18 protein-coding genes and 3 pseudogenes are annotated in these 24135 nt (G+C 44.9%); 12 read left to right on the top strand and 9 right to left on the bottom strand.

The features are described from left to right. Positions 1–118: 118 nt before the first annotated feature. Together PG915_RS18390 and PG915_RS18385 are read left to right on the top strand one after the other, a co-directional pair. A complete protein-coding gene (locus tag PG915_RS18390) occupies positions 119–2953 on the top strand; it encodes an HD domain-containing phosphohydrolase (protein ID WP_353499859.1) in 2835 nt (944 codons plus the stop codon). A gap of 238 nt (positions 2954–3191) precedes the next feature. Further along, positions 3192–5081: a beta-N-acetylhexosaminidase gene (locus PG915_RS18385; RefSeq protein ID WP_353499858.1), complete on the top strand. Its 1890-nt coding sequence runs from the start codon at positions 3192–3194 to the stop codon at positions 5079–5081. Between the two features lie 69 nt (positions 5082–5150). Here PG915_RS18385 and PG915_RS18380 read toward each other — a convergent pair whose 3' ends face one another. The 3 genes and pseudogenes from PG915_RS18380 to PG915_RS18370 all read right to left on the bottom strand — a co-directional run bounded on the left by PG915_RS18380 (position 5151) and on the right by PG915_RS18370 (position 5809). Then, complete coding sequence (locus PG915_RS18380) at positions 5151–5303, bottom strand: hypothetical protein (protein ID WP_353499857.1); 153 nt, start codon at positions 5301–5303, stop codon at positions 5151–5153. A 94-nt stretch (positions 5304–5397) separates the two neighbouring features. Continuing rightward, positions 5398–5540, bottom strand: a pseudogene (ykgO, locus tag PG915_RS18375) (type B 50S ribosomal protein L36). After that, positions 5537–5809 (bottom strand): type B 50S ribosomal protein L31, encoded by a 273-nt coding sequence (locus PG915_RS18370; protein ID WP_353499856.1) that lies wholly within the window; start codon positions 5807–5809, stop codon positions 5537–5539. The pseudogene ykgO and the gene PG915_RS18370 overlap by 4 nt, the downstream one beginning before the upstream one ends. 176 nt (positions 5810–5985) lie before the next feature. Between PG915_RS18370 and PG915_RS18365 the strand changes: the two genes are divergently transcribed. Continuing rightward, a complete protein-coding gene (locus tag PG915_RS18365; RefSeq protein WP_353499855.1) occupies positions 5986–6429 on the top strand; it encodes a DUF2753 family protein in 444 nt (147 codons plus the stop codon). Positions 6430–6491: 62 nt separating this feature from the next. Here PG915_RS18365 and PG915_RS18360 read toward each other — a convergent pair whose 3' ends face one another. After that, complete coding sequence (locus tag PG915_RS18360; protein ID WP_353499854.1) at positions 6492–6833, bottom strand: DMT family transporter; 342 nt, start codon at positions 6831–6833, stop codon at positions 6492–6494. A gap of 215 nt (positions 6834–7048) precedes the next feature. Here PG915_RS18360 and PG915_RS18355 point away from each other — a divergent pair, with 215 nt between their 5' ends. Both PG915_RS18355 and PG915_RS18350 read left to right on the top strand, forming a co-directional pair. Beyond that, on the top strand, positions 7049–7534 hold the full coding sequence (locus PG915_RS18355) for a VOC family protein (RefSeq protein ID WP_353499853.1): 486 nt from the start codon (positions 7049–7051) through the stop codon (positions 7532–7534). A gap of 316 nt (positions 7535–7850) precedes the next feature. Beyond that, on the top strand, positions 7851–8141 hold the full coding sequence (locus tag PG915_RS18350; protein WP_353499852.1) for a hypothetical protein: 291 nt from the start codon (positions 7851–7853) through the stop codon (positions 8139–8141). A 77-nt stretch (positions 8142–8218) separates the two neighbouring features. Here PG915_RS18350 and PG915_RS18345 read toward each other — a convergent pair whose 3' ends face one another. After that, positions 8219–9559: an MATE family efflux transporter gene (locus PG915_RS18345; protein WP_353500159.1), complete on the bottom strand. Its 1341-nt coding sequence runs from the start codon at positions 9557–9559 to the stop codon at positions 8219–8221. A gap of 356 nt (positions 9560–9915) precedes the next feature. Between PG915_RS18345 and PG915_RS18340 the strand changes: the two genes are divergently transcribed. The 4 genes and pseudogenes from PG915_RS18340 to PG915_RS18330 all read left to right on the top strand — a co-directional run bounded on the left by PG915_RS18340 (position 9916) and on the right by PG915_RS18330 (position 15585). Continuing rightward, positions 9916–10800 (top strand): NAD(P)-dependent oxidoreductase, encoded by an 885-nt coding sequence (locus PG915_RS18340; protein WP_353499851.1) that lies wholly within the window; start codon positions 9916–9918, stop codon positions 10798–10800. 347 nt (positions 10801–11147) lie between these two features. After that, positions 11148–13289 carry a heparinase II/III domain-containing protein gene (locus PG915_RS18335; RefSeq protein ID WP_353499850.1) on the top strand — a complete coding sequence of 714 codons (2142 nt, stop codon included), beginning with the start codon at positions 11148–11150 and terminating at the stop codon, positions 13287–13289. Positions 13290–13623: 334 nt separating this feature from the next. Continuing rightward, positions 13624–14073: pseudogene (locus tag PG915_RS25110) on the top strand (discoidin domain-containing protein); the annotation flags it as partial. 12 nt (positions 14074–14085) lie between these two features. Beyond that, positions 14086–15585 carry a polysaccharide lyase family 7 protein gene (locus PG915_RS18330; protein WP_418643027.1) on the top strand — a complete coding sequence of 500 codons (1500 nt, stop codon included), beginning with the start codon at positions 14086–14088 and terminating at the stop codon, positions 15583–15585. 294 nt (positions 15586–15879) lie between these two features. Here PG915_RS18330 and PG915_RS18325 read toward each other — a convergent pair whose 3' ends face one another. Next, the gene (locus PG915_RS18325) at positions 15880–16137 is read right to left on the bottom strand and encodes a hypothetical protein (RefSeq protein ID WP_353499848.1); all 258 of its coding nucleotides are present in this window, start codon (positions 16135–16137) and stop codon (positions 15880–15882) included. Positions 16138–16587: 450 nt separating this feature from the next. Between PG915_RS18325 and PG915_RS18320 the strand changes: the two are divergent. The 3 genes and pseudogenes from PG915_RS18320 (at position 16588) to PG915_RS18310 (ending at position 20543) form a co-directional block, all read left to right on the top strand. Continuing rightward, a pseudogene (locus PG915_RS18320) lies at positions 16588–17981 on the top strand (glutamate decarboxylase). 81 nt (positions 17982–18062) lie between these two features. After that, positions 18063–19790, top strand: coding sequence for an aspartate:alanine exchanger family transporter (locus tag PG915_RS18315; protein WP_353499847.1), 1728 nt, complete (start codon positions 18063–18065; stop codon positions 19788–19790). 117 nt (positions 19791–19907) lie between these two features. Continuing rightward, on the top strand, positions 19908–20543 hold the full coding sequence (locus PG915_RS18310; protein ID WP_353499846.1) for a LysE family translocator: 636 nt from the start codon (positions 19908–19910) through the stop codon (positions 20541–20543). Positions 20544–20648: 105 nt separating this feature from the next. Here PG915_RS18310 and PG915_RS18305 read toward each other — a convergent pair whose 3' ends face one another. The 3 genes from PG915_RS18305 to PG915_RS18295 are packed head-to-tail and all read right to left on the bottom strand — an operon-like array spanning position 20649 to position 24126. After that, entirely contained in the window at positions 20649–22199 is a 1551-nt protein-coding gene (locus tag PG915_RS18305) for an extracellular solute-binding protein (protein WP_353499845.1), read from the bottom strand. Between the two features lie 47 nt (positions 22200–22246). Further along, a complete protein-coding gene (locus tag PG915_RS18300; RefSeq protein WP_353499844.1) occupies positions 22247–23137 on the bottom strand; it encodes a carbohydrate ABC transporter permease in 891 nt (296 codons plus the stop codon). Between the two features lie 11 nt (positions 23138–23148). Further along, positions 23149–24126 carry an ABC transporter permease gene (locus PG915_RS18295; RefSeq protein WP_353499843.1) on the bottom strand — a complete coding sequence of 326 codons (978 nt, stop codon included), beginning with the start codon at positions 24124–24126 and terminating at the stop codon, positions 23149–23151. Positions 24127–24135 lie beyond the last annotated feature (9 nt).

Raw genomic sequence — 24135 nt, 5'->3', positions numbered from 1 at the left:
GATATGAGATTTGGGGGGAACAAAAGCGTCGATTGAAGCCTCATCGTGAAGATTCTTTGTCGGTACCTCGGGAAAAGACCTATTTTTATACAAGAGATGCCAATAGACAGGGAATGAAATGAAAATCTCCAACTGGTCGTTTCCAATTCATGTTCATATCGTCACTATTATTATATTTGTCGTCGTCCTCGCGGCTGGCAGTCAAATCGTGCTAACCAATCAAGCGATGTCAGAGGTAATCTATAAGGCCAATGGTAAAATCTTTGAGCGGATTGCCGAGCAAACTAAACACCAGCTAAACAGCCACTATGGTACGGCATTCGCAGCGCTGGGTAGTTTCTCGAACAGCCACGGGTTAAATACATCGACAGGTTCTGACAGGTTAAGAGTCCTGCCAGAAGTCGTGCACTTACTATCACAGTTTGAACATGTTCAAACTTACGCATTTGAGTTTGAAGATGGCGATAGCATCATTGTCAAAAGGATAAACGACGCGCTCTCCCCTGATATTCCAGTTACCCACCCTGATTCTCAATACCTTATTACACACAAAATTCGTGGAGTGGGCGAAGCTTACACGTTCGACAACAACATTAACCTCGTTGAACGAATTGAGTTGGATAGTGTTCATTTTTATACTAATTCTCAAGAAACAACGGACATCTCGCCGAATACTAACCGCATTTCAAAGCCGACTAAACTTGCACACTCAACCAGCATGGGAATCGTTATTTCTCGAATCAATACGTTTGGAATGCGAGTGTCGGTGGATGTATTGCTTGAAGACTTGGGAGATACCCTGCGAGATACCCTAGCCAATGACACGTCTATTAGAGTGTTATACAACGATGATGGTGCGGTTTATGCGTTTTCAAGTGGTGAGAACAACCAGCAAGATAGTCGAGTCTTGCATATCTCTGAACTCAATATAGACATCGTTCCTCATGCCATTGAGCGTAAAAAAGGCGGCGAAACATTAGGCCGTTTCTCCTATCAAGGAGAAAACTGGTTTGGTAGAATCGTGACGATTCAGCCGCTCGACAGTGAGCACATTCATCTGCTGATGGCGACCAAAGCCTCGTCGATATTCGATGAAGGGGAGTTGATTAAGCGACAAACGTTTTATGCGTCTGTACTGGTATTTCTAATTTTGTTGCCATGTATCTACTTAGTTTCAAGGCTGATCTCTAAGCCCATAGCAAGAGCAACGAAGAAAGCGAAAGCGATTGAAAACTTCCAGTTTGGCAATGCGCCACTGCCACATAGTTACATTAAAGAGATACAGGAGCTTAATCATGCTCAAGTGTCGACACAGAGCACCATCTCTCGTTTTATTACTCTGACAGATGGCATTGCCCGCCAGCAAAACCTAGACACTATGCTTGAACTGGTCTGCAGTAATACTGCTGCGTCTGTTTCAGCCGATGGGGTATTGCTGTATCTGCTGAACACCAAAGGTGATCAACTTATTCCCCATGTCGCTCGGTTTAAGCAAGCCGAGGATATTCAAGCAGAGTCTATTTCGGTAAAGGATGTGACTCGATTTATTGAACACATCTTTAACCTTAAAAAGACTCAGGCATTCTCTTTTAATGATCTTACCCATTTGAGAGTAAACCAACCCATTAATGATCGCTGTGAGGTGATATACATACCGCTTCAAAATAGGGAAGGAATGGTGATTGCTTCGCTGGGTTTGATCTTTGAACAGGGCAGGGCGGATGAAACGTATCGTCAGCATGCCGACTATCTGAGAACCTTACTTGGGTATGTGTCTGTCGCTATCGAAACCCAGCAAATGCTTGAGTCGCAGCGGGCACTGTTAAACTCCTTCATCAAAGTTTTTGCTGGCTCTCTAGATAAAAATTCCCCTTATACAGGAAACCACTGCCAGCGTGTGCCGATCTTGACTGAGTGGTTAACCCAAGCCGCACACGACTCTTCCTTGCCGCCTTTTAAGGACTTTCATCTGAGTGAAAAAGAGTGGCAAGAGCTCAAGATGGCAGGTTGGTTGCATGACTGTGGCAAAATCACCACGCCCGAGCATGTCGTCGATAAGTCGACCAAACTTGAGACCATTTACGATCGCATCCATGAAATCAGAACGCGCTTTGAGGTCATTAAACGCGATCGAGAGATTGAGTTGCTTAAATCGAGTGGAGGAGATCTTAACCAAAAGGCAAAGTGTGCGCTGGAGGAGATCCACAGGCAGTTGGATGATGACTTCGAATTCATCGCGTCGCTGAACCTTGGTGGTGAGTTTGTTAGTGATAAAGAACTAGCGAGATTAGACCAAATCGCCGCAACGCCTTGGACAAGAACACTCAGTAAGCAGTTGGGCATTTCTTGGCTTGAAAAGCAGCGCCACCAAGTAGAAGAGCGATTGCCAGAACAAGAAACGCTACTATCGGATAGGCCAGAGCATTTAATCCCGTGGGATTCCCCTCTATCCAATGATCCTCGTTTTACAATGAAACCAACAGAATACAAAGCAAACCAAGGAGAGAGATATAACCTCGCCACACTGAGGGGAACGTTAACGGAAGAAGAGCGCTTCATTATTAATGATCACATTATCCAAACGATTCAGATCCTTGAGTCATTGCCGTTCCCTGCGCACATGCAAAATGTTGCCAATATTGCAGGTGGTCACCATGAAAAAATGGATGGAACCGGTTATCCAATGGGGCTAAAAGGGGATGAAATGCCGTTGGCGGCGAGAGTCATGGCTATTGCCGACGTGTTTGAAGCGCTTACCAGTGCCGATCGTCCTTATAAAAAAGCGAAGTCATTGTCGGAATCGCTGCAAATCATGAGCTATATGGTAAAGGACAACCATTTGGACAAATCGCTGTTTGAGCTATTTTTAACGTCGGGTGTGTATTTAAGATTCGCTGAAGAGTACATGCTAGATGAGCAAATTGATGAGGTTGATATTACCAAGCTGATATAGGATGTGACCTTGGGCTCTACATATTAACCATCGACTCAACGAGTGAGTGGGCCTTTACGTCAAAGCATACAGATAGGCAATAGCTATCTGGTTCTTCAAGTCAATAATCTAAGGCGCGCCGCATTCTTGGATTTCTGCTGCGCGCGTATCATCACAGGGTTTTGAGCAATTGATATGCTAGGTAGTTACACTCCCCGCAATCAACGCTAGTTCGCGTATATAGTAAGAAGGATTTGTCGTGAGTAAACCTAGATTACACTTTGATGTGCTTAACAGCGCAGATGGCTCGCTCAAGCTCAATATCGTGCTAGAAAATAGCACAGACACGGAACTTAAAGATTTTGTGCTTTGCTTTGATATGCCTCGCTTTATCGACAAGCAAACCGTGTTCAATGGACACGTTACCTCGCAGGTTGGGTCGCACATTGAGATGGCACCTCCGGTGAATACTGCGATAGGAAAAGGTGAGCGCTGGCAGACCACCATCGAAAGTCAAACTTGTGGTTTGTTTAATCTTTCTGAGCGCCCAAATCATCCCTATTTACGACTTGGAGAAACAATAGTCGATGTTAACATGGGGACACATAAGATGAGCCAGCCAGAAGACTTAGATCTTCGTGTGTTGACGCTTCCCGCAGCAAGCTCTGGTGTTATTCCTCAGCCGCAGTCTATTGAGGCTACTGAGGGTGAATTTCGATTAGCCAGTCAGTTGACCTTCAAGGCAGAGCTGACAGAAACCAGCAACGCCATCGACTGGCTTTCAAATCAGTTTCCTGAGGTTACCTTTGTCAAAACAGAAGGTGATGCGACGCTGTCGTTATTGAAGGTAAGTGCAGAGCACATCAAACCTGAAGGCTATGAGTTGACGATTGGCGGTGAGTCTATACAGATCAAAGCGGCGACATCGGCAGGGTTCTTTTATGGCGCGGTAACGTTGGCGCAGCTGTTGGTTACAGGTCAAGGTGTGGTCACCTCGGCTACCATTATCGACGCGCCGCAATACCATCACCGTGGGCAGTTTTTAGATTGTGCGCGCTCCTTTCATGGCATCGACACTGTGAAGTCAGTTATCGACCAAATGGCGTGGCTTAAGCTCAATACGTTCCATTGGCATCTCACCGACGACGAAGCATGGCGCATAGAAATCGACGCTTTCCCTGAACTCACGGAACTGGGTGCTTGGCGAGGCGAAGGAGAGTTGCAGCCTTCTCAATTTGGCTCCGGATCAAAGCGATACGGCGGCTTTTTTACTAAGCAGCAGATCAAAGAGGTTGTTGAGTACGCAAAAGCACGAGAAATCACGGTGATTCCTGAAATTGATATTCCAGGTCATGCCCGTGCTCTTATTATGGCGTTACCCAATTTGCTGCGCGAAGCTGACGACAAGTCTGAGTATGTCTCCATTCAGCAATACCAAGATAATGTGCTCAATCCAGGATTGCCCGGCACCTATCAAGTGCTGGAAACCATATTGGATGAAGTATGCGAGTTATTTCCATCCCAAGTCATACACTTGGGTGGCGATGAAGTACCGAAACACGTATGGGAGAAATCTCCCGCGTGTATTGCCAAGGCGCAGGCAATGGGACTGGACGATGTACGCTTGCTAGAGGGGCATTTGATTTCTCACTTAGAGCAATATCTAGCCCAGAAAGGCCGAAATATTTCCGTGTGGGAAGAAGCCAGTCATGGCAATAAGATCACCAAAAATGCAACTGTTTGTGCATGGTCAAACGGAGCTGAAGGGCAAAAAGCAGCGCAAGCGGGATATCCAGTCATTATGTGTCCTGCTCAGGCTACCTATCTCGATATGGCATGGAACAAGGACATTAATGAGACAGGGGTGCTTTGGGCTGGCGCCATTGATCTTAAAACGGCTTACGATTTTGAACCTGGCAGTATTGAAAACAGTGAGCAAGTCATTGGTACCCAAGCATTGGTGTGGACGGAGTTCGTTAAAGATAGAGCCAAATTGGAGTATTTGCTGTATCCAAGGTTGTTCGCTGTCGCGGAAGTGGCATGGACCGCCAGCGAGAACAAGTCTTGGCAACGTTTTTTGCCAAGAGTCGCTGCTCAGTTAGAATACCTTGATAAGCGCAACATCAATTATAGGCACATGTCATCTTAGTATTGATGTAGAAACTATAGAAAAACCGCCCTTGATAGGGCGGTTTTTCTATTTGAATCAAATTTTGGACTAAAGTTCGAGACCTTGGCACTTTTCACACACTTGCTCTACTTGAGCTTCGTCCTTGTGCTGCTTATTGTCTACTTCGAATGCGTCGTGCGGTGTCACTGAGTTGCAACGCGGGCAGTAATCGTTAACCAAGTAAAACTGTAAATCGTCCATTGTGCCTCCTTGCATGAATCTACCACTCAAGTCTAATCTCATTCGGATGCACTGCTCAAGGTGGTATTAACAAACTCTTTACATGTATCACGTTTTAACGTTTTTTACCGGCCTTACCTTGAACCGCTTTAAATCTTGGGTTCGATTTGCAAATAACGTAAATTCGGCCACGTCGCTTGACGACTTGGCAGTCAGGATGACGTTTTTTGCACTTTTTATTGAACTAAGAACTTTCATGATACCTGCCTTTCTGACTTAGTTTTAATGCCACCAAATCGACGGTTAAAGTTGGCTACGCGACCTTCTTTGCTAATAACACGCTGCTTGCCCGTGTAGAACGGATGAGATTCTGATGAAACCTCAATAGTCATGTACGGGTAGGTTTTGCCATCTTTCCATTCAATCGTACGGTCGGTTTGTAACGTAGAACCTACGATAAAATATTCGTCTACAGTGGTGTCGTGAAAAACGACTTTTCTGTAATCAGGGTGGATATTTGGCTTCATTATACGATCCTTTTGTTATATTATAACGTTTGAAAATGATAATTGTTATCGATAGCAAGGTCTGCTGTTTTTTTTAGTTTTACTGATCAATCAGCAAACCATAAGAATAATGGGGTTGAAAATTAAATGATAATCAATATCATTTAATGGGTTTTGATTACGATGGAGATGATGTTGTGGATACAGAAAAGTGGGAGCAGCACATCTTATTGGCCGATGAGGCGAATCAGCAAGGTGAACTAATGACGGCCGTGACGCATTATCAAGCGGCGCTTTCTGAGTCCAAACAGATGGACGTGACGATCAGTGATTCGGATGAATTCGAAGATCTGCTAGCGATCAAAGTCATGTCTTGTCACAATCTTGCAGACTTCTGGCGTGCTCAAGGTGACAGTGATTACGAGCTCAAGTATCTGCAGTTGGCGTCTGAAGAGATCATGACCTTGATTCCTCAATGTCATCAAGTGAATTGTGACCGATTTATCTCTTCACTTGGTTGCTGCAAATCGGCCTTGGTAAGCTTCTTAAAACGACACCCAAATCCGCAAGTGGCAAAACATGTCGAGAGCATGCAAGCGGTCAGTGATTGTAAGATCATTGCTCGATTTAAGTTTCAGTAAGGCATGATTTGATTAGCGAAAGGGCTGCTTAACAATAACCAGCCTTCGTATTAATAGAGGAGTTAGTGACTTACCGAGGAAGAGAAGATGTTAATGATCAACGTGCCCACTAGGATAAAGCCAATCCCTACTATCGCGTAGAGATCAAGTTTTTGCCCGTAAACCAACCAAGAAAAGCCGGCGACCAAGACAATACCTGCTCCACACCAAATAGCGTAGGCGACACCAAGTGATAAGGTTTGCACTGCGACCGCGAGTAAGTAAAACGCCAAACCGTAACCAATCAACACGGCGAGCGTAGGAACAAGTGCGGTAAACTGCTCAGTTTTAGGAAGCCAAGAAGTAGCGAAAACTTCAAGGCCAATGGCTATTGAAAGTGCAAGGTAAGGGGGAATAGAAAGCATGTAAGTGCTCTATTTGAAAATCGATGCGGCACCTTATCACATCAATATTTCAATTGAGTGGCGTAATTGTAAGGTGATGCGTGCCAGCTGAAATTATAACAAAAAATTATCAATAAATTAATTTATGATAATTTAACTTAATTCAATGATTTCCATATACTCTCCCCATCGACACAAGGTCTGACACAAACAATACGAATTAAGGGTAACTGAATATGAAAATGAATCACGTAGGCATCATGGTTGGTAACATGGACAAAGCAGTAGAGTTTTACACTAAGGCGCTTGGTCTAAAAATCGTTATGAACAACACAAAAGTCATCGAAGAGCGTGAAACTGCGATTGGCAGAATGTGTATTGCAGTATTCGGTGAGGGTTTTAAAGGCTTCAATATCGCGCATCTAGTGACGACTGATGGCATCGGCGTAGAACTATTCGAAATGAAAGAGCGTCAAGAACGCCATGAAGTGGACTTCTCTCGCCTAGGTATCTTCCACTTCTGTCTACAAACAGACGATTTTGCAGGTGCAATTGCTCGCACTGAAGAGTTTGGCGGTAAAGTACGTATGGATATCATGCGTTACCACCCGGAAGATGACAGTAAGCCGGCGAAAATGGTTTACCTAGAAGACCCGTTTGGCAACCTGTTTGAACTTTACTCGCACACGTATGAAGAAACATACGCGTCTGATTACGAATAATTGACTGCGAAAAAATCAGAAAAGGTTGGCATTGAGCCAACCTTTTTCGTTTCTGAGTGTATCGCTAGTAGGATTATTTATACGAGAGTTATTAAGTTGATTGAGTGACATTCATTGTGACCTATATGATTTTCCTATAGTTAGGTGATTTATGTCTTCGTGGTTAATCAAGAATCAACGAGTTACTGAAATGTATCAGTTAACCTGATGCTGTCTGTTTTCATCGGTAAACTGTCTTTCGATATAGTTGTCAGCAACAGGCGGGGTGATGGAGTATTCGGCTATTCACTACAGATTTAAAGGTGAGGCGGTTACGATGAAAAAGTTAACTCAATGTGTACTGGCAGTGTGCTTGATTTCAATGTCTTCTTTCTCTTCAGCGAGCAGTGAGGATTTGACTTACGGGGCTTATGTCGGCGAGAAAGAAGTCGTAATACGCGACTATGTCAGTACAAAGGTGAAAACTTGTCTCTATAAAGGCAGTACTGAACAACCACTTGAACTCAAGTGGGGTAAAGCACTTGAATGTCCTGAGCATATCAACATCGACGGCAAAATCATTCATGAGGGCGATGGTCTAGAGACATCGGGCTATATCCGTATCTAGTATCGATTTTATTGATGAAGAAACGAAAACCACCGAGTCATACTCGGCGGTTTTTGTGGATCTGTCTTAAAGATTTGCTACTCATCAAACATCAGCTTGTCTATCTGCGCGCTATCAAACTCGGCCAGCGAACGTCTAGCGAGCATTCGAAATGGCAGCGCCTTAACAATTTCTTCTATCGGCTGTACGGCAAACGCCCAAAAGATCGAACCATCTAACCCCAAGATAATAAACGCACAAAGTGGAATCGAGATAAGCCACTGACCAGTAAAGTTGATTTTAAACACCGCCGTAGTTTTTCCAAGCGCTCGCAATACATGACCATGTACCGTGTTGTAGCCGCGAACCAGAGGAAGAAATATATATAGCGGAGCGATTACCGAAAGCGCATCATAGGTCGCGGGATCTAGGTCTGGGTAGATATCTGCCAGCGCAAAGTGAAGTCCAGCAAAGAAAATCGCGCAAGCAAAAGAAGCCCAGACCGCGACATCAATACTGGTATCGATGTTTTTTGCCATTCCATCGGTTTTTCGAGAGCCAATTGCCTGGCTAATGGTGATGGCAGTGGAGTGCGCCCAAGCTGTTATAAATTGGGTACCGGCTCTTATCCACGGGAAAATGATAGTAATAGCAACATAAGAATGGAGACTGAGTTGAGAGTAGAGCAGCTGATAGGTCGTCGCACCGATCGACAAGATGGTCACATTGGCAGCGACAGGAAATACCTCAATAAAGTGTTTCTTTAAGTTGGTTCTCGTTGGGGTCGTAAATAAGGTACCGTGGCCGCTAAATGTTGGTTCTTTCTGTATGTTCCACCCGAGGTAAATCATGCGTATTGTAATAGCAATGACACTACCGAGTGCAGCGCCACTGACTCCTAACCCTTCAAAAGAGATCGCGCTAGAGCCTGAAATCCCATTGATCAACACATACGAGAGTGCCGCGTTAATAGGCAATTCAATTAGATAGCCCTTAAAGGGAATCTTGCTTCGCCCCATACTATTAAAAAGTGCGATGAAAATTTGCGTGATGGCGGTAAACAGCACTAGGTATTTCGAGATGCCTACGTAATCACTTATCTCAGATTGCAGCTGAGAATCTTGGGTGATTATAGCGAGCAGAGGTGCTTCAAACAGGGAGAGCAAAGTCCAAAAAAGCAAAGCAACCGCAAAGTTAATCAGCATCCCTGAGGATACCGCACTCGATAACGATTGAGGCCTTCCCGAGCCGACCGCACGGCTTAACACCAGTTGAGAGCCGTTAGCCAGCGCCATCTGTATTCCCAAAATAAAGGCAACGATCGTTGTTGCAATCCCCATCGCAGCAAGCGGTCGTTCGCCAAGTGGGGATACCAACCAAATATCAATCATTAGCATGGATTGCATGAGCAATGCATTTAAAGCGAGAGGCCACGCAATGGTGAAATTGGTACGGATATAGTTTTGAGAAGACACGAGAAACCTTGACCTGTAACGGTGTGTAAACGGATGGAAAGAGTCAAAGTGGTATTGTAATACAAAATGACACTTTAAACTAAGGGGTGCGTCACGCTATTTTGGTCAATCCTAGGGCATGATAGAAAGCTTTTGGGTGCTCCTTTTTAAAATCAGTAACTTAGATTTTGTTTTTGTTCATAATTCTGATTTTATGTGCGTCATATCTCAAACTAGGCGTCTCATCGTGTTTTTGTGGTCGATGGTAATTGCGAAACCAAAATAGACGGGATATAGTAATTTGCACAAATGGTCATACAATAGTATTTTAGGAGTGCCACATGACAAAACCAGTTATTGGTTTCATCGGCCTAGGCCTGATGGGCGGAAATATGGTTGAAAACCTGCAAAACCGCGGCTTTCAGCTCAATGTAATGGATCTGAACAAAGAAGCAGTTGCAGCATGTGTTGCTCGTGGTGCTAACGCTGTTCAAACGCCTAAAGAGCTTGCTGAAAATAGTGACATCGTCATGCTTTGCCTAACAACGTCTGCCGTTGTAGAGAAAGTGGTGTACGGCGACGAAGGTATCCTTGAAGGTATCAAAGAAGGTTCGACTCTGATTGATTTCGGTACATCTATCCCAGCTTCTACTCGCAAAATTGGTGAAGAGTTGGCAGCGCGCGGTGCTGGCATGATTGACGCACCACTTGGTCGTACTCCAGCTCACGCGAAAGACGGTTTGCTGAATATTATGGCCGCTGGTGATATCGACACATTCAACAAAGTGAAACCAGTACTTGATGAACAGGGTGAGAATGTATTCCACCTAGGTGCGCTAGGCTCCGGTCACGTCACTAAGCTTGTTAACAACTTTATGGGTATGACGACAGTTGCAACCATGTCACAGGCGTTTGCTGTAGCTAAACTAGCTGGTGTTGATGGTCAACAGCTGTTTGACATTATGTCAGCAGGTCCTTCAAACTCTCCGTTTATGCAGTTCTGTAAGTTCTATGCAGTGGATGGTGAAGAGAAACTAGGCTTCTCTATTGCAAATGCGAATAAAGACTTAGGTTACTTCCTAGAAATGGTATCGGATCTAGGTACCGAGTCGCTTATCGCAGAAGGAACATCACGAAGCCTGCAAGCTGCAGTAGATGCAGGTCTTGCATCGAATGATGTACCCGTTATTTTTGACTACTTCACTCAGTTGAAAAAAGACGCTTAATCAAAAATACGTCTAGTAATACTCCCACGTATTAGACGGTATATCCCCCAGGCACTACATTAGCCCCGCTTTGCGGGGTTTTTTTGTATCTACAAGTTATAGCGACATATGTAGATTATTTGTAATACAATTTTAGTGCGATTATTGAGTTGAATCTACGTAAAACATGAAAAGAGTTGGTTTCAAAGTAGGTGAAGATTAATCACTGTATATCCCGTCAAGTAAGACACTTATGCCTATATCTTCTATGTGATTGACGTCTGCTTTCTTTCATGAATAGATTTAAATCTTAGTTATATTGTATTACTTTATTGTAATTGAGTCCGGGATATAGATTGAAGGTGAAAATGTCTACGTTAGTTCAGCCAATACTGCTTACAGGCAATGAAGTACAGCAACTCAGTAAAGAAGTCGGCCGTGATACGCTCATGGGAAAAGCCATCGCTAAGAATGTTAAGGATCTGGAAGCATTTATGAGACTTCCAATAGAGGTTCCTGGGCATGGTGAAGCGGGTGGTTACGAGCACAATCGCCACAAACAAAACTACACCTATATGAATCTTGCGGGTCGTTTGTTTTTAATCACGGGTGAAGAGCGTTATGCTCAGTTAGTGCGTGAGCTACTGGCATCGTATGCTGACTCGTACTTGACCTTCGATTTTCATGTACAAAAAAATACCAATCCAACCGGACGTTTATTCCACCAAATACTCAACGAACATGTATGGCTGATGTTTAGCAGTTTGGCGTACTCATGTGTTGCATCGACCATGACAGAAGATGAGCGCCAACATGTGATTGATAATCTTTTCAATCCAATGCTTGATATGTTCACAGTGAAGTATGGTCATGACTTCGACCGAATTCACAATCACGGTATTTGGGCAGTGGCCGCTGTGGGTATCTGTGGCTTGGCTGTGAATCGTCGCGAGTTTCTTGATATGTCGGTCTATGGTCTGGATCGAGATGGAAGTGGAGGTTTTCTGGCTCAGATCAGTAAGCTGTTTGCGCCTTCAGGCTACTACATGGAAGGGCCTTACTATCACCGTTACGCAATTCGTCCATTGTGTGTATTTGCTGAAGTTCTGCATCGTCATATGCCAGAACTCGATATCTTCAATTACAAAGATGGTGTGATTGGTAGAACTGTCGAGGCCATGCTAGCGACGGCGTATCCAAACGGTCAGTTCCCTGCGTTAAATGATGCTTCTAGAACCATGAGTATTAATGATGCTGGTGTTCAAGTGGCCGTTAGTCAATATGCCGAACACTATGGTATTGATGAGAACCTACTTGGTATGGCCAAGATCCAAGACTCAGTATGGATGCATGGATGTGGTTTAACGTTATCGAACGCGTTTGAGAGCAAGAGTGATGTCGGCCTGCCTTTCTGGCCAAGCGTTGAGCTGAATGAAGGCCCGACTGGCGATCGCGGCGCTCAGGGTTTCATGCGCGCCCAAGATAAAGACAAAGATGTGTTCCAGTTGGTTATGAACTATGGTCAGCATGGTATGGGGCACGGCAACTTTGATACTTTGGGTATCTCTTACTTTAACCGCGGCAAAGAGGTACTGCGTGAGTATGGCTTTGGTCGCTGGGTAAACGTTGAACCGAAATTTGGCGGTCGCTATTTAGATGAAAATAAGACGTATGCACGTCAGACGATTGCTCACAATGCAGTAACCGTCGATGAAACCTGTCAAAACTATTTTGATGTGGAGCGCGCCGATAGCGTGCACGGTGAGCCCCACTTCTTCTGTGCTGATCACCAACAAATGGTCGGTATGAGTGCATTTGCCAATGCGCATTATGATGGTATTGGTCAGCAACGCAGTGTGTTTATGCTGAAGCACGAAGACTTTGAAGCGCCTTTACTCATTGATCTGTTTCGACTGACCAGTGATTGTGCTCATCAATATGATTACTCACATCAGTTTGACGGTCAGATCATCAGAACCAACTTTGATTATCAAGCACACAAAGAGCTGAATGTGGTCAGTGATGCTCTAGGCTATCGCCATCTTTGGAATATTGCACAGGGTAACGTTTCAGGTAGCGCATTGGTGAGTTGGCTTCAAGAAAATAGTTATTACACCTGGCTAGGCACCAGTTCAAATCCAAATGGGCAAATCTTTTTCACCCGCACTGGCGCTAACGATCCAAGTTTCAACCTGCGTAGCGAGCAGAGCTTTATTTTCCGGACGCATGGAGAAGATACCTTACTTGCGTCCGTGGTTGAGACTCATGGTTACTTTAATGAAGAGTTTGAACAGTCCGTCAATGCTCGTGGTGTGGCAAAAGAGATTCGAGTTATCGGACATTCAGGTTCGGCCTCTGTGGTGGAAATTGAGACAGAGAAAACGCGATTCACTTTAATGGTAAGTAATGACCCTAATGTGACCTGTGATAGTGTGAATCACGCGGAGATAGCAGGTAAAACCTATTCATGGGTTGGCTTCTATGCGATTGAGCAAGCGGTATTAGTTTAGCCCGTCTTCAATCGAAATCTTGGAGTAGTCATGTGAACCGGACGTGCGATTCTTGTTGACAATTTCGCATAGAGTCCGTTTTACAATCATACAAATAATCAAAGCCAGCGACATGCTGGTTTTGTTGTTTCTGGCCTATAGTTCTGATGTTAATTAACAATTCACAGGTTATAAAAAAGATCTGACCGTTATCTCATTTGAGAGCTTTTTGTCTTATTTGTAATACAAAAATATGAGAGTATTATTTGTAACAATAAAGGCATCAACGTAACACTTCGTATTGGTGACGCCTATTGTTTTCAATTTGATTGGACAACTCAAAAGTGATGGAACCATGAATAAAAATTACTTTAAAACCCTACTCGCTTCATCCATTGTTATCGCTCTGACCGGTTGTGTATCGACCGGTGACAACGCCACCATACAAACGCCAAAACCTACCTCTGTTGTAGCCTCCAGCCACGATGGGAACAGCCCTGAAATGGTTCTAGATGGCGACGCCAAGACGCGTTGGTCAGCAAATGGTGTGGGTGAAACCATGACGTTTGACTATGGACAAACGGTCGCCTTCGATGCCGTTAAACTATCGTTTCACAAAGGTGACAAGCGCACGACCAAATTTGATATTGAAACTAGCCTAGACGGGACAAGTTGGACAAAAGTCATCAGCGATGGTGAAAGCACGGGTAAATCACTGGATTTAGAACGATTCGATTTCGCCGAGATTCAAGCGCGTTACATTCGCTATGTTGGTAAAGGAAACAGCAGCAGCGCGTGGAATAGTGTGACGGAGTTTATCGGGGTTAACTGTAAGAGTGATTACTGTTCCGACCAAGAGCTACCAAGAGTTGATATTTTAACGCCTGTCGCCATCGAATCATCCAGCCACGATGGCAATGGTCCAGAGCGTTTGTTTGACCAAGATATCAAGACTCGCTGGTCTTCCAATGGAGTAGGAGAGACGGCCACCTATGATTATGGCAGCATTAATCAGTTTGATGCCGTGCGCCTAGCATTCCATAAAGGTAATGCGCGTTCGACTTTGTTCGATATTGAAGTCAGTGTTGATGGCAATAAGTGGAGCAAGGCACTTGAAGGTGGCATGAGCTCTGGTGCCGTTAATGGTTATGAGCGTTTCGAGTTTGCTCCGGTAGAAGCTCGCTACGTGCGTTATGTGGGTAAAGGTAACTCAAAGAGCAGCTGGAATAGTGTCACTGAGTTTGCGGCTTTGAACTGTAAGATTAATGCTTGCCCAACCAATCACATTATTACTGAAGATGTCATTGCGGCAGAAAAGGCGGCTGAAGAGAAGCGCAAAGCCACCGCGAAAGTTGATGATAAACGCAAAGATCTTCGTAAAGGCAACTTTGGCGCGGTTGTCGCCCTACCTTGTGCGACAAGTTGTGACTGGGATGTGCCTTTAGCGGAGCCTAAGTTACCGAGTACGCCTCAAGCGGGTAACAAACCAGGTGAAAACTTTGACCTCACTTCATGGTACATCTCTATGCCGTTCGACCATGATAAAAATGGCAAGCCAGACAATGTGTATGAGTGGGATCTTGCCAACGGGTACGAGCATCCAGAACTCTTCTATACTGCCGATGACGGTGGCCTGGTGTTCAAGACCTTTATTAAGGGCGCGCGCACTTCGAAAAACACTAAGTTTGCGCGTACAGAGATGAGGGAAATGCTGCGCCAAGGAGATAAGAGCGTTGATACTAAAGGCGTAAACAAAAACAACTGGGTATTCAGCTCGGCACCAATGGAAGATCAAAAAGCCGCTGGTGGCGTTGACGGTGTTCTCGAAGCGACACTTAAAGTCGATCACACGACAACGACGGGTGAGCTCAATGAAGTTGGTCGATTTATCATTGGTCAGATCCACGATAAAGATGATGAGCCAATTCGACTTTACTACCGTAAGTTACCAAACCACGACAAAGGTACGGTCTACTTTGCTCATGAAAACACCAATAAAGGCACCGACAATTATTACAATCTAGTCGGTGATATGACAGGTGTACCAAAAGACGGTGATGGTATTGAACTCGGTGAGACCTTTAGTTATCGCATTCAAGTGGTCGGTAACGAAATGACCGTGACTTTGATGCGTGAAGGTAAGCCTGATGCAGTCCAAATTGTTGATATGTCGGACAGCGGATACGATGTTGGTGGCAAATACATGTACTTTAAAGCCGGTGTTTACAACCAAAACATCACTGGCGATCCAGATGACTATGTCCAAGCGACTTTCTACAAGTTGAAGAAATCGCACAGCAAGTTTGCTGCAAAGTAGGCGTTAAAGTGAATTAGTGTTTGAGCCAGCGGTTTTTACTGCTGGCTTTTTTAGTAGAAGTGTTTTTTCAGTAGCACCGGTGAAGTGGTAAATTGTGCGGTTTCTATAAGAATGATTCACTTGTTTTTGTGGGAATCACGGTATTTCTTGGCAATCCACTGATGTAGATGAAGTCCTGTTTTACGCTTTAGGAGTATGTCGACCCCAGCTAAGACTAACAGTCCAACTATCGTTCCCATATTCATCTCCAAGCTTAGTTGTAGTTTGATAATTCATAACAAGGCAATTTTATAGTTAATCCATAGACTTCATTAGCTTATCTATGTTCAGTACTCCAAGATCTTCTAAATTACCTTTAATCTCTTCATCGATTGATAGATGGCGCTCAACCTTCTTTACTTCCTTCTCAAGGAACTTCTCAACTTCTTTAGAAACGTTGAACATCAATCCTTGTTCACGCGCTGCTTTTCTCGCTCGTTTAAGACGAAAATCTAAGTCTGATGAAATCTTAATGTTCAGTGATACTTTAGATTGCTTTTTCTGTAAAGACATGTCGATTCTCATTGTTCACTTAATAAAACTATAAATTTTTCTACCTTTTTAGCAAGAAGCTTGAGTGATAGTTGTGATCGAATTGGAATTTGAGCTGATGGCGTCGTTTGAATATCGCGCTGAGAATATTCGTCACTGATAAAAAACTGAGCACCTTGTAAGACATTCCCTCCTTAAAGGGGGGAATGTGTTTCTTAAGAGGAGGTAGAGAAAGGGGCAACACTTTTGTCGTAGATGCAGTCATAGCAACAAACTAGACATCATTATGGGTAAGATGAATGACTTTATATTGTGGCGAATATTAACGATACAAGCGGCGCAATTATGAATCTTATCAACCGAATATGAAACTAGCACTGCCACAAAATCTGGACTAGCTTTAAGGCACGTTCTTCCATCTTTTAAACCAATTTAACTACTTAATAGTATTAGTAAGAAAAAGGATAGATTATGCCTCTTCATAAAAAGTCAGCTGTTCGTGGTTCAATGCTAGATGATGTTTACTCTTCGAAAGACTTGTCTGTGGTCATGCCTAAGTATCGAATTCCTCAAAATGAGCACGCCCCGGAACATGCTTATCAAGTTGTTCACGATGAACTTATGTTAGACGGTAACTCACGTCAGAACTTAGCGACATTTTGTCAAACATGGGTCGAGGATGAGGTTCATCAATTGATGGATGAATGCATCGATAAAAACATGATTGATAAAGATGAATACCCACAGACGGCCGAAATAGAATCGCGCTGTGTCCATATGTTAGCTGATCTTTGGCATGCGCCAGATGCAGAAAACCCAATGGGCTGCTCAACGACGGGTTCAAGTGAGGCTGCAATGCTTGGTGGGATGGCATTGAAGTGGGCTTGGCGCGAGAAAATGAAGAAACAAGGCAAGCCAACTGATAAACCGAATCTTATTTGTGGTCCTGTGCAGGTTTGTTGGCATAAATTTGCGCGCTATTGGGATATTGAGCTTCGTGAGATCCCAATGGAAGGTGATCGTCTTATCATGACGCCAGAAGAAGTGATCAAACGTTGTGATGAAAACACTATTGGTGTAGTACCAACGCTGGGCGTGACGTTCACATGCCAATATGAGCCCGTCAAAGCGGTGCATGAAGCGTTAGATAAGCTACAAGAAGAAACCGGATTAGATATTCCTATTCACGTTGATGGCGCCAGTGGTGCGTTTTTAGCCCCTTTCTGTGACCCGGATTTAGAGTGGGATTTCCGTCTACCACGTGTTAAATCGATCAATGCTTCTGGCCATAAATTTGGTCTTTCACCATTGGGTGTGGGCTGGGTAGTTTGGCGTGATGCGGATGCGTTACATGAGGATTTGATCTTCAATGTAAATTATCTGGGCGGTAACATGCCGACATTTGCATTGAACTTCTCTCGTCCTGGCGGACAAATCGTTGCGCAGTACTACAACTTCTTGAGACTGGGCAAAGAGGGCTATAAAAGATCCATGATGCTTGTTACGAAACGGCGCGCTACATTGCCAAAGAGGTGGAAAAAATGGGCATGTTTGAAATCATTTACGATGGTCATGGTGGTATTCCAGCGTTAAGTTGGTCTATCAAGAAAGATGCAAACCCAGGTTTCAACCTCTATGACTTGTCAGATCGGATCCGATCGCGTGGATGGCAGATCGCTGCGTATGCCATGCCAGCTGATCGCGAAGATCTGGTTATTATGCGTATTCTTGTGCGCCATGGTTTTAGTCGAGATATGGCGGACTTATTGATCTCTGACTTGCAACACTGCGTTGATTTCTTTGGCAAACATCCAATGGTTAACGGCAGCGATGCTGATGAGTCGAGTAACTTTAACCACGGTTAATGTTACGGCTGCTCTAGGTAATCGGCAGGGCGATTCCTTATATCGCTCTGCTGCTTCAATCACAATGTAGCAGGTGAGATCATGTCTTTTCTTTTTAATTACTTATCTGAAAACCCTTTTGTTTTTCTATTTCTATCACTCGCAATTGGTTACCCATTAGGACGCATTACTGTTAAAGGCGTGAGCCTGGGGACGACGGCAGGTACATTGATTGTTGGTGTTGCATTGGCGCTGACCTCTTTCTCTGTATATGGACTAAAGATTGAAGAGCCGGGGCTAGTCTCCGATATTTTCTTAATGATGTTTATGTATGCCATCGGTATGAAAGTCGGTCCTCAGTTCTTTTCGGGGCTGGCAAGAGGTGGCTTAGATTTTGTGGTGATAGGGCTAATTGTTGTCTTTAGTAATTTCGCCATTGTTGTAGTGGGTGCCAAGCTCTTGGGGTTAGAGCCTGGGTATGCGGCAGGCATTATCTCGGGAAGTTATACTGTTACAGCGGTTATGGGCGTGGCTCAATCGGCGATCTCCTCTGGCGCTTTTGTACCGCCAGCCGGTATGAGTGCAGACCAAGTCAGCGCTAACATCGCAGCGGGTTATGCTATCAGTTATGTGCTGTCTACTGTTCTTATTATTCTGTTGATCAAATACTTACCTTCTATGTTTGGTATTGATCCTATCAAAGCCGGTAAAGATGCTGAGAAAGAGTTCTCTAACGGTGATGACAATGAAAAACTCCCTAGCACTTTTGGATTCTCCGATGTTGGTGTTTTACCCATCGATGTCCGTGCTTACAAAGTAACGCATGAAGAGTTGGTTGGGCAGTCGGTTCAGGATCTTTATAAACGGTTTTCCGATGCTGTTGTGCTAAAAGTTGTGCGCGGTGATGAAGTGTTGGATGCATCGGATAACCCAATATTACAACTTGGCGATGTTATCGGTGTTCGTGGCGAGTACAGTGCTCTTATCAAAGAAGGTGAGGCAGATATTGGCAATGAAGTGGATGAGCCTCGAGCCCGCAATGTTGATATTGAAGTGGCTGATATCCATGTTGGCAAGTCAGAACATGCAGGTAAAACTGTCGCTCAGTTGCATGCGGAGGTTGGCTTCGGTGTCTATTTTAAAGCGCTATTTAGGCAGGGTCATCAACAGCCGTTACTGCCTCAAACCACCGTTGAAGTGGGAGACGTTGTACGTATTGCAGGCTCGCAGTGGTGTGTTGAACAGACCGCATCTCAGCTTAACAGCGTGCCAATAGTCGAAAGTACGGTGACCGAAACGTTCTATTTAGCCACTGCTCTACTGGTGGGCTATGTGTTCGGCCACTTGAGCGTAACGGTTGCGGGTATCCCATTTGCATTAGGGACTTCGGCTGGCTGTATGCTTACCGGTATTGTGTTTTCGTTCTTGCGAACTCGAAACCCTGCGTTTGGCGGTCCTATGAGTGAAGGAGCGAGAAGCTTTTTGCAAGATATCGGACTTAATCTTTTCGTAGCGGTGCTTGCTGCAACCGTAGGTCCTAAAATCCTCGCCTCCTTCCAAGGCATTATCGTGATTAAAATTGCGCTACTCGGTGTCACTGCTGCGCTTGTTCCGCCTTTACTGGCTTGGTTATATGGGCTGTACATTCGCAAGATGAACCCAGCAATTCTTGCCGGCGCTTGCGCTGGTGGTCGAAATAGCACGCCAGCAATGAAAGGGGCGCAAGATGCCACCCAAAGTGACATGCCTGCAATTGGTTATCCCGTCCCTTATGCATTGACATCGGTTCTCGTATTGATTCTTGGCTATATCGCGATGGTGATCAGCTAAGAGGGGAGATGTGTACATTTATTGTTCGACTTGTCGTGAGGAGAGCGGTAAGGTTGTGGGAGGTATGTGCTAGATGGCATAGCACAACGCAACACTTATAAAACAGGGAGGACTAAAATGGAATGGAGTTTATGGTTGGCGTACGTTGGGGTCATTACGGTTTTGATCTCATCTCCCGGCCCCTCAGCGATGCTGTGCATTGCCCACGGTGTTAAATACGGGAAATCGAGTGCGCTAGCGACGGTGTTTGGTGGAACGTTTGCTTCTCTGACACTGATGGTCCTCTCTGCTGTCGGTTTGGGTGCTATATTGGCAGCATCATCGAAAGTATTTTTGTTGCTGAAAATCTTTGGGGCGCTTTATTTGGTCTATCTCGGGTACCAGACTTGGAGAGACACGGGTACAGAGTCCGCATTTAGCACTGATACTAAGCAAGAGAAAGCCTCATTTACTCAGCGTGGTATCCTCAAGAAAGCCTATATGGTAGGTATCAGTAATCCTAAAGACTTGCTGTTTTTTACCGCACTGTTTCCTAACTTCATTAATGTGAATTCACCTCAACTTACGCAGTTTGTCGTGCTGGCTCTGACGTGGATTGTAATCGATACTTTAGTCATGTTGGTGTATGCAAGGCTTGGCGCCAAGGTTAACCCTTGGCTATCTAGTAAAAAGAACATCAAGCGCTTTAACAAGGTGATGGGTGGCTTCTTTATGTCTGCAGGTGGCGCACTGTTTGCCTCTAGCACAAAATAGTGAAATTAGGTCTCCCTCACTAATGTGTGCAGGCCACTATACTCAAATGAAAAGACCCGCTTGTCGTCTTCGAAGCGGGTCATTGCGTCGGTTTTAGGTTAAAAGCTAGTTAGTTTTATAAGCTCTATCGTAAGCAGCTTGCATCGCACTTACTACTTTCTTATAGCCCATACGCTCTATGCTCTTTTGGTAATTCGGCCAGTCTTTCTCTATATCACGAGAGCCTAGGATCCAAGCTTGTTGCATTTCAACCATGTAGTCACGAATGGTGACCCAGTGCTTGTCGTAAATGTCTTTCTCTTTCGTATTTAGAGAGACACCCATGAATGGTTCCAACAAGTAATCACCTTGGTCGTACAGAGCAATACCTTCAAGCGCGTATTTGTTCGACCATTGGACTTCGTTCTGATAATCCATTGGGAAACCACGTTGAACCTGAGCACCAATCGCCCACATTTGTGCGTTAACCGGTGTATCCGCTTCTAGGATCTCTTTTTTAAACACTGGCTTGCCATCGACTAGCTCATAGTGCTCACCTTGGATACCGAAGTTTGCTAGGCGTTTGCCTTCTTGAGTGAACCAGAAATCGAAGTACTTAATGGTCTCGATTGGATGTTCGTTAGTGTATGAGATAGCCCAGCCGTCTGGCTTCACTTTAGCGCGGCGATGCTCTTCTACACGTTTACCACTGATGGAGGCTGGTGGCGCGAATGCTTTGAATTGAAAGCCTTCTACTTTGTCCGCCAACGAATCGTTGTAGCCAGAGGTTGAGGCGAACCAGTCGTGTGTCATACCGCCTAGGTCGGCTGACAATAAGTACTCACGAGAACGACTGCCCCGAGTGAATACTTCAGCATCAATCAAACCTTCTTGGTACCATTTGGCGAGGTTCTGAATACCGACTTTGTAGTTTTCTTGCGCATAGCCGTGCTTGATTTGACCATCGATCACATGAAAGTCGTGGAACACGTCAGAGCCAGACGTACGACCATCCCACAGTGTCACTAGACGAACCATCTCTTGCCAGTGTCGAGCAAAGAAAGGGACTTCATCTTTTTTGCCATTGCCGTTTGGATCATTGTCACGGAATGCTTTAAGCACCTCATACATTTCGTCGACATTTTTCGGTGGTTCAAGGCCAAGTTTCTCTAACCAGTCATAACGAACAAAGTAGCCACGACCGTATTTACCATCAGGTAGGTACGGGATGTAATACACGTTGCCATCGGAGGCTTTGATGGATGCCCAAACATCAGGATTGGCGTCAAAGAATGCTTTAATGTTTGGCGCATGCTCTTCAATCAGTTTGTTAAGGGGAACAAACGCACCTTCAGGGCCGTAAGTGTTTACGTTGTTCTTCATGCTTGAACCGCCGACGATATCAGGCAAGTCACCCGATGCGATCAGCAGGTTGAATGCTTCTTCACTCTTGGTTGTTGCCATTGAGGCTACGTTGTTTAGGTGAACGTTAGTTAGACGCGCCGCTTCTTTCTCCACAGGCCAGTCGTTGTTATAGACGAACTTCTTTTGGTGTAGGTGGATGTCGAGTTTAATTGGTTTATCCGCCACTTTGTATGCACCATCTTCCGCTGCAAATGCTGGGGCAGCAAGCGTGGCAGCGATCAGGGTAGACAACGCAGTGATTTTTACATTCATCTTTTGTTTCCTTTCTCGTTATTGTGTTTTGTATTAGGCAGAGGGGGTTACTCTTTAACCCCACCCAACATAATTCCCTTGTTGAAGTACTTTTGAATAAATGGATAAATCAGAAGCACTGGAATGATGGAGCAGATCATGATCGCCGCGCTCACCGTCTCGAAGGAGTAAGCTGAGTTAATCAAGGTACTGGCGAACGTATCGTCATCGGTAAGCTGGGTGATGATCTGACGCAGATAAACCTGAAGTGGCACTTTGCTTTCATCGCGAAGCAATACCATGGCCCAGAAGAAGCCGTTCCAGCGCGCGACGATACAAAACAGCGTCACTGTCGCGAGGGCAGGTTTTGCTAGTGGGATGAATACCTTCCAAAGTACTTGGAAGTCATTGGCGCCATCCATTCGAGCTGCTTCTTCAAATGACGTTGGGATGGCCTCAAAGAAGTTACGTAATAGGATGATATTGAACGCGTTACAGGCAAAACCGATGATGATACCGAAGTAGCTATCGAGTAGACCCAGATCGCGCATGTTTAAGAAGAACGGAATCATGCCGGCGTTAAACCACATGGTGAAGGCAACTAGGATGTTCCAGTATTTGCGACCAAGTAACTGGGGTCTAGACAACGCGTAGGCACCAGGAACAATAATCAATAGACTAACAAGCGTACCGCCGAAGGTGTAGATAAAGGTATTTTTATACGATATCCAAAAAGCAGGATCGGTGATGACCTTCTCGTACGCGGCGAACGTGATATCGACAGGGGTAAGCACAACCTGACCTGCTGTTACGGCATCACCAGCACTGATAGACATCGATGCCACATAGATGAAAGGGTAAAGCGTACTGATGGTGAAGATACCCACGAGGAACATATTCAGATAGACAAACGCCTTATCGCCTCGGGAGTACAAGTTCATATTCATTGCTTGGCTCATAACTTACTCCATTACCACAGCGATGTTGAAGAGACGCGACGGCTGATCTTGTTGGCGGACATCACCAAAATAAAGGCGATAACAGCGTTAAAAAGACCGGCGGCAGCGGCGAGATCGTATTGAGCAGCTTGAATACCTTGACGGTAAATAAAGGTGCTGATGACGTCTGCAGTCTCGTAAGTGGCAGGCTGATAGAGCATGATGATCATCTCAAAGCCAACCTCAAGGATGTTACCGATTCGAATGATCAACATGATGATGACCGTCGGTAGGATGCAAGGTAGGGTGATCTTCCACATCATTTGCCAACGCGAAGCGCCGTCCACGACTGCAGATTCATAGAGTGATGGGTTAACGCCAGCAATAGCCGCTAGGAATACGATGGAGCTAAAGCCCGCTTCCTGCCAGATACCGGTGCCGACGAAGATCGTGCGGAACCACTCTGGTTTTGTGAGGAAGTACACCGAGTCATAGCCAAGGGCATTGAGGAACAGATTCACCACACCGGTTGAGGGTGAAAATGCGGTGATCACAATACCGGCAATAATAACGGCTGAGATAAAGTGTGGGAGATACACAATCGTTTGTGCGGTGCGTTTAAACTTCGCATTGAGGATCTCATTGAACATCAGAGCAAGGATAATTGGCACTGGGAAGCCAAAGATAAGGCTCGCGCCACTTATCATGACTGTGTTGCGAATTGCGCGTAAAAATTGATCGTTTTCAAACAGCGTAACGAAGTGCTCAAACCCTACCCAAGGGCTCTCCGTGATGCCACGGAACACACTGTAGTCTTTAAAGGCGATTTGTAATCCGTACATGGGCTTATAGAGGAACACTAAAAACCAAATAACGGTTGGAGCGAGTAGCAAATAGAGTTGCCATTCTTTTTTAAAGTGATGGATGAGCCACTTGGTCTTTTTCTGCAACTTGCTTAGCGAATTAGGCGCCTTGAGTGTCTCATCTGTGTTTTGATGAAGGTTTTCCATAACACACGC

The organism is Vibrio sp. CB1-14 (genome assembly GCF_040412085.2).
Classification (GTDB): domain Bacteria; phylum Pseudomonadota; class Gammaproteobacteria; order Enterobacterales; family Vibrionaceae; genus Vibrio; species Vibrio chaetopteri.
Note: the sequence above shows the minus strand (reverse complement) of the source record. Positions and strands in the feature narration are given on the sequence as shown.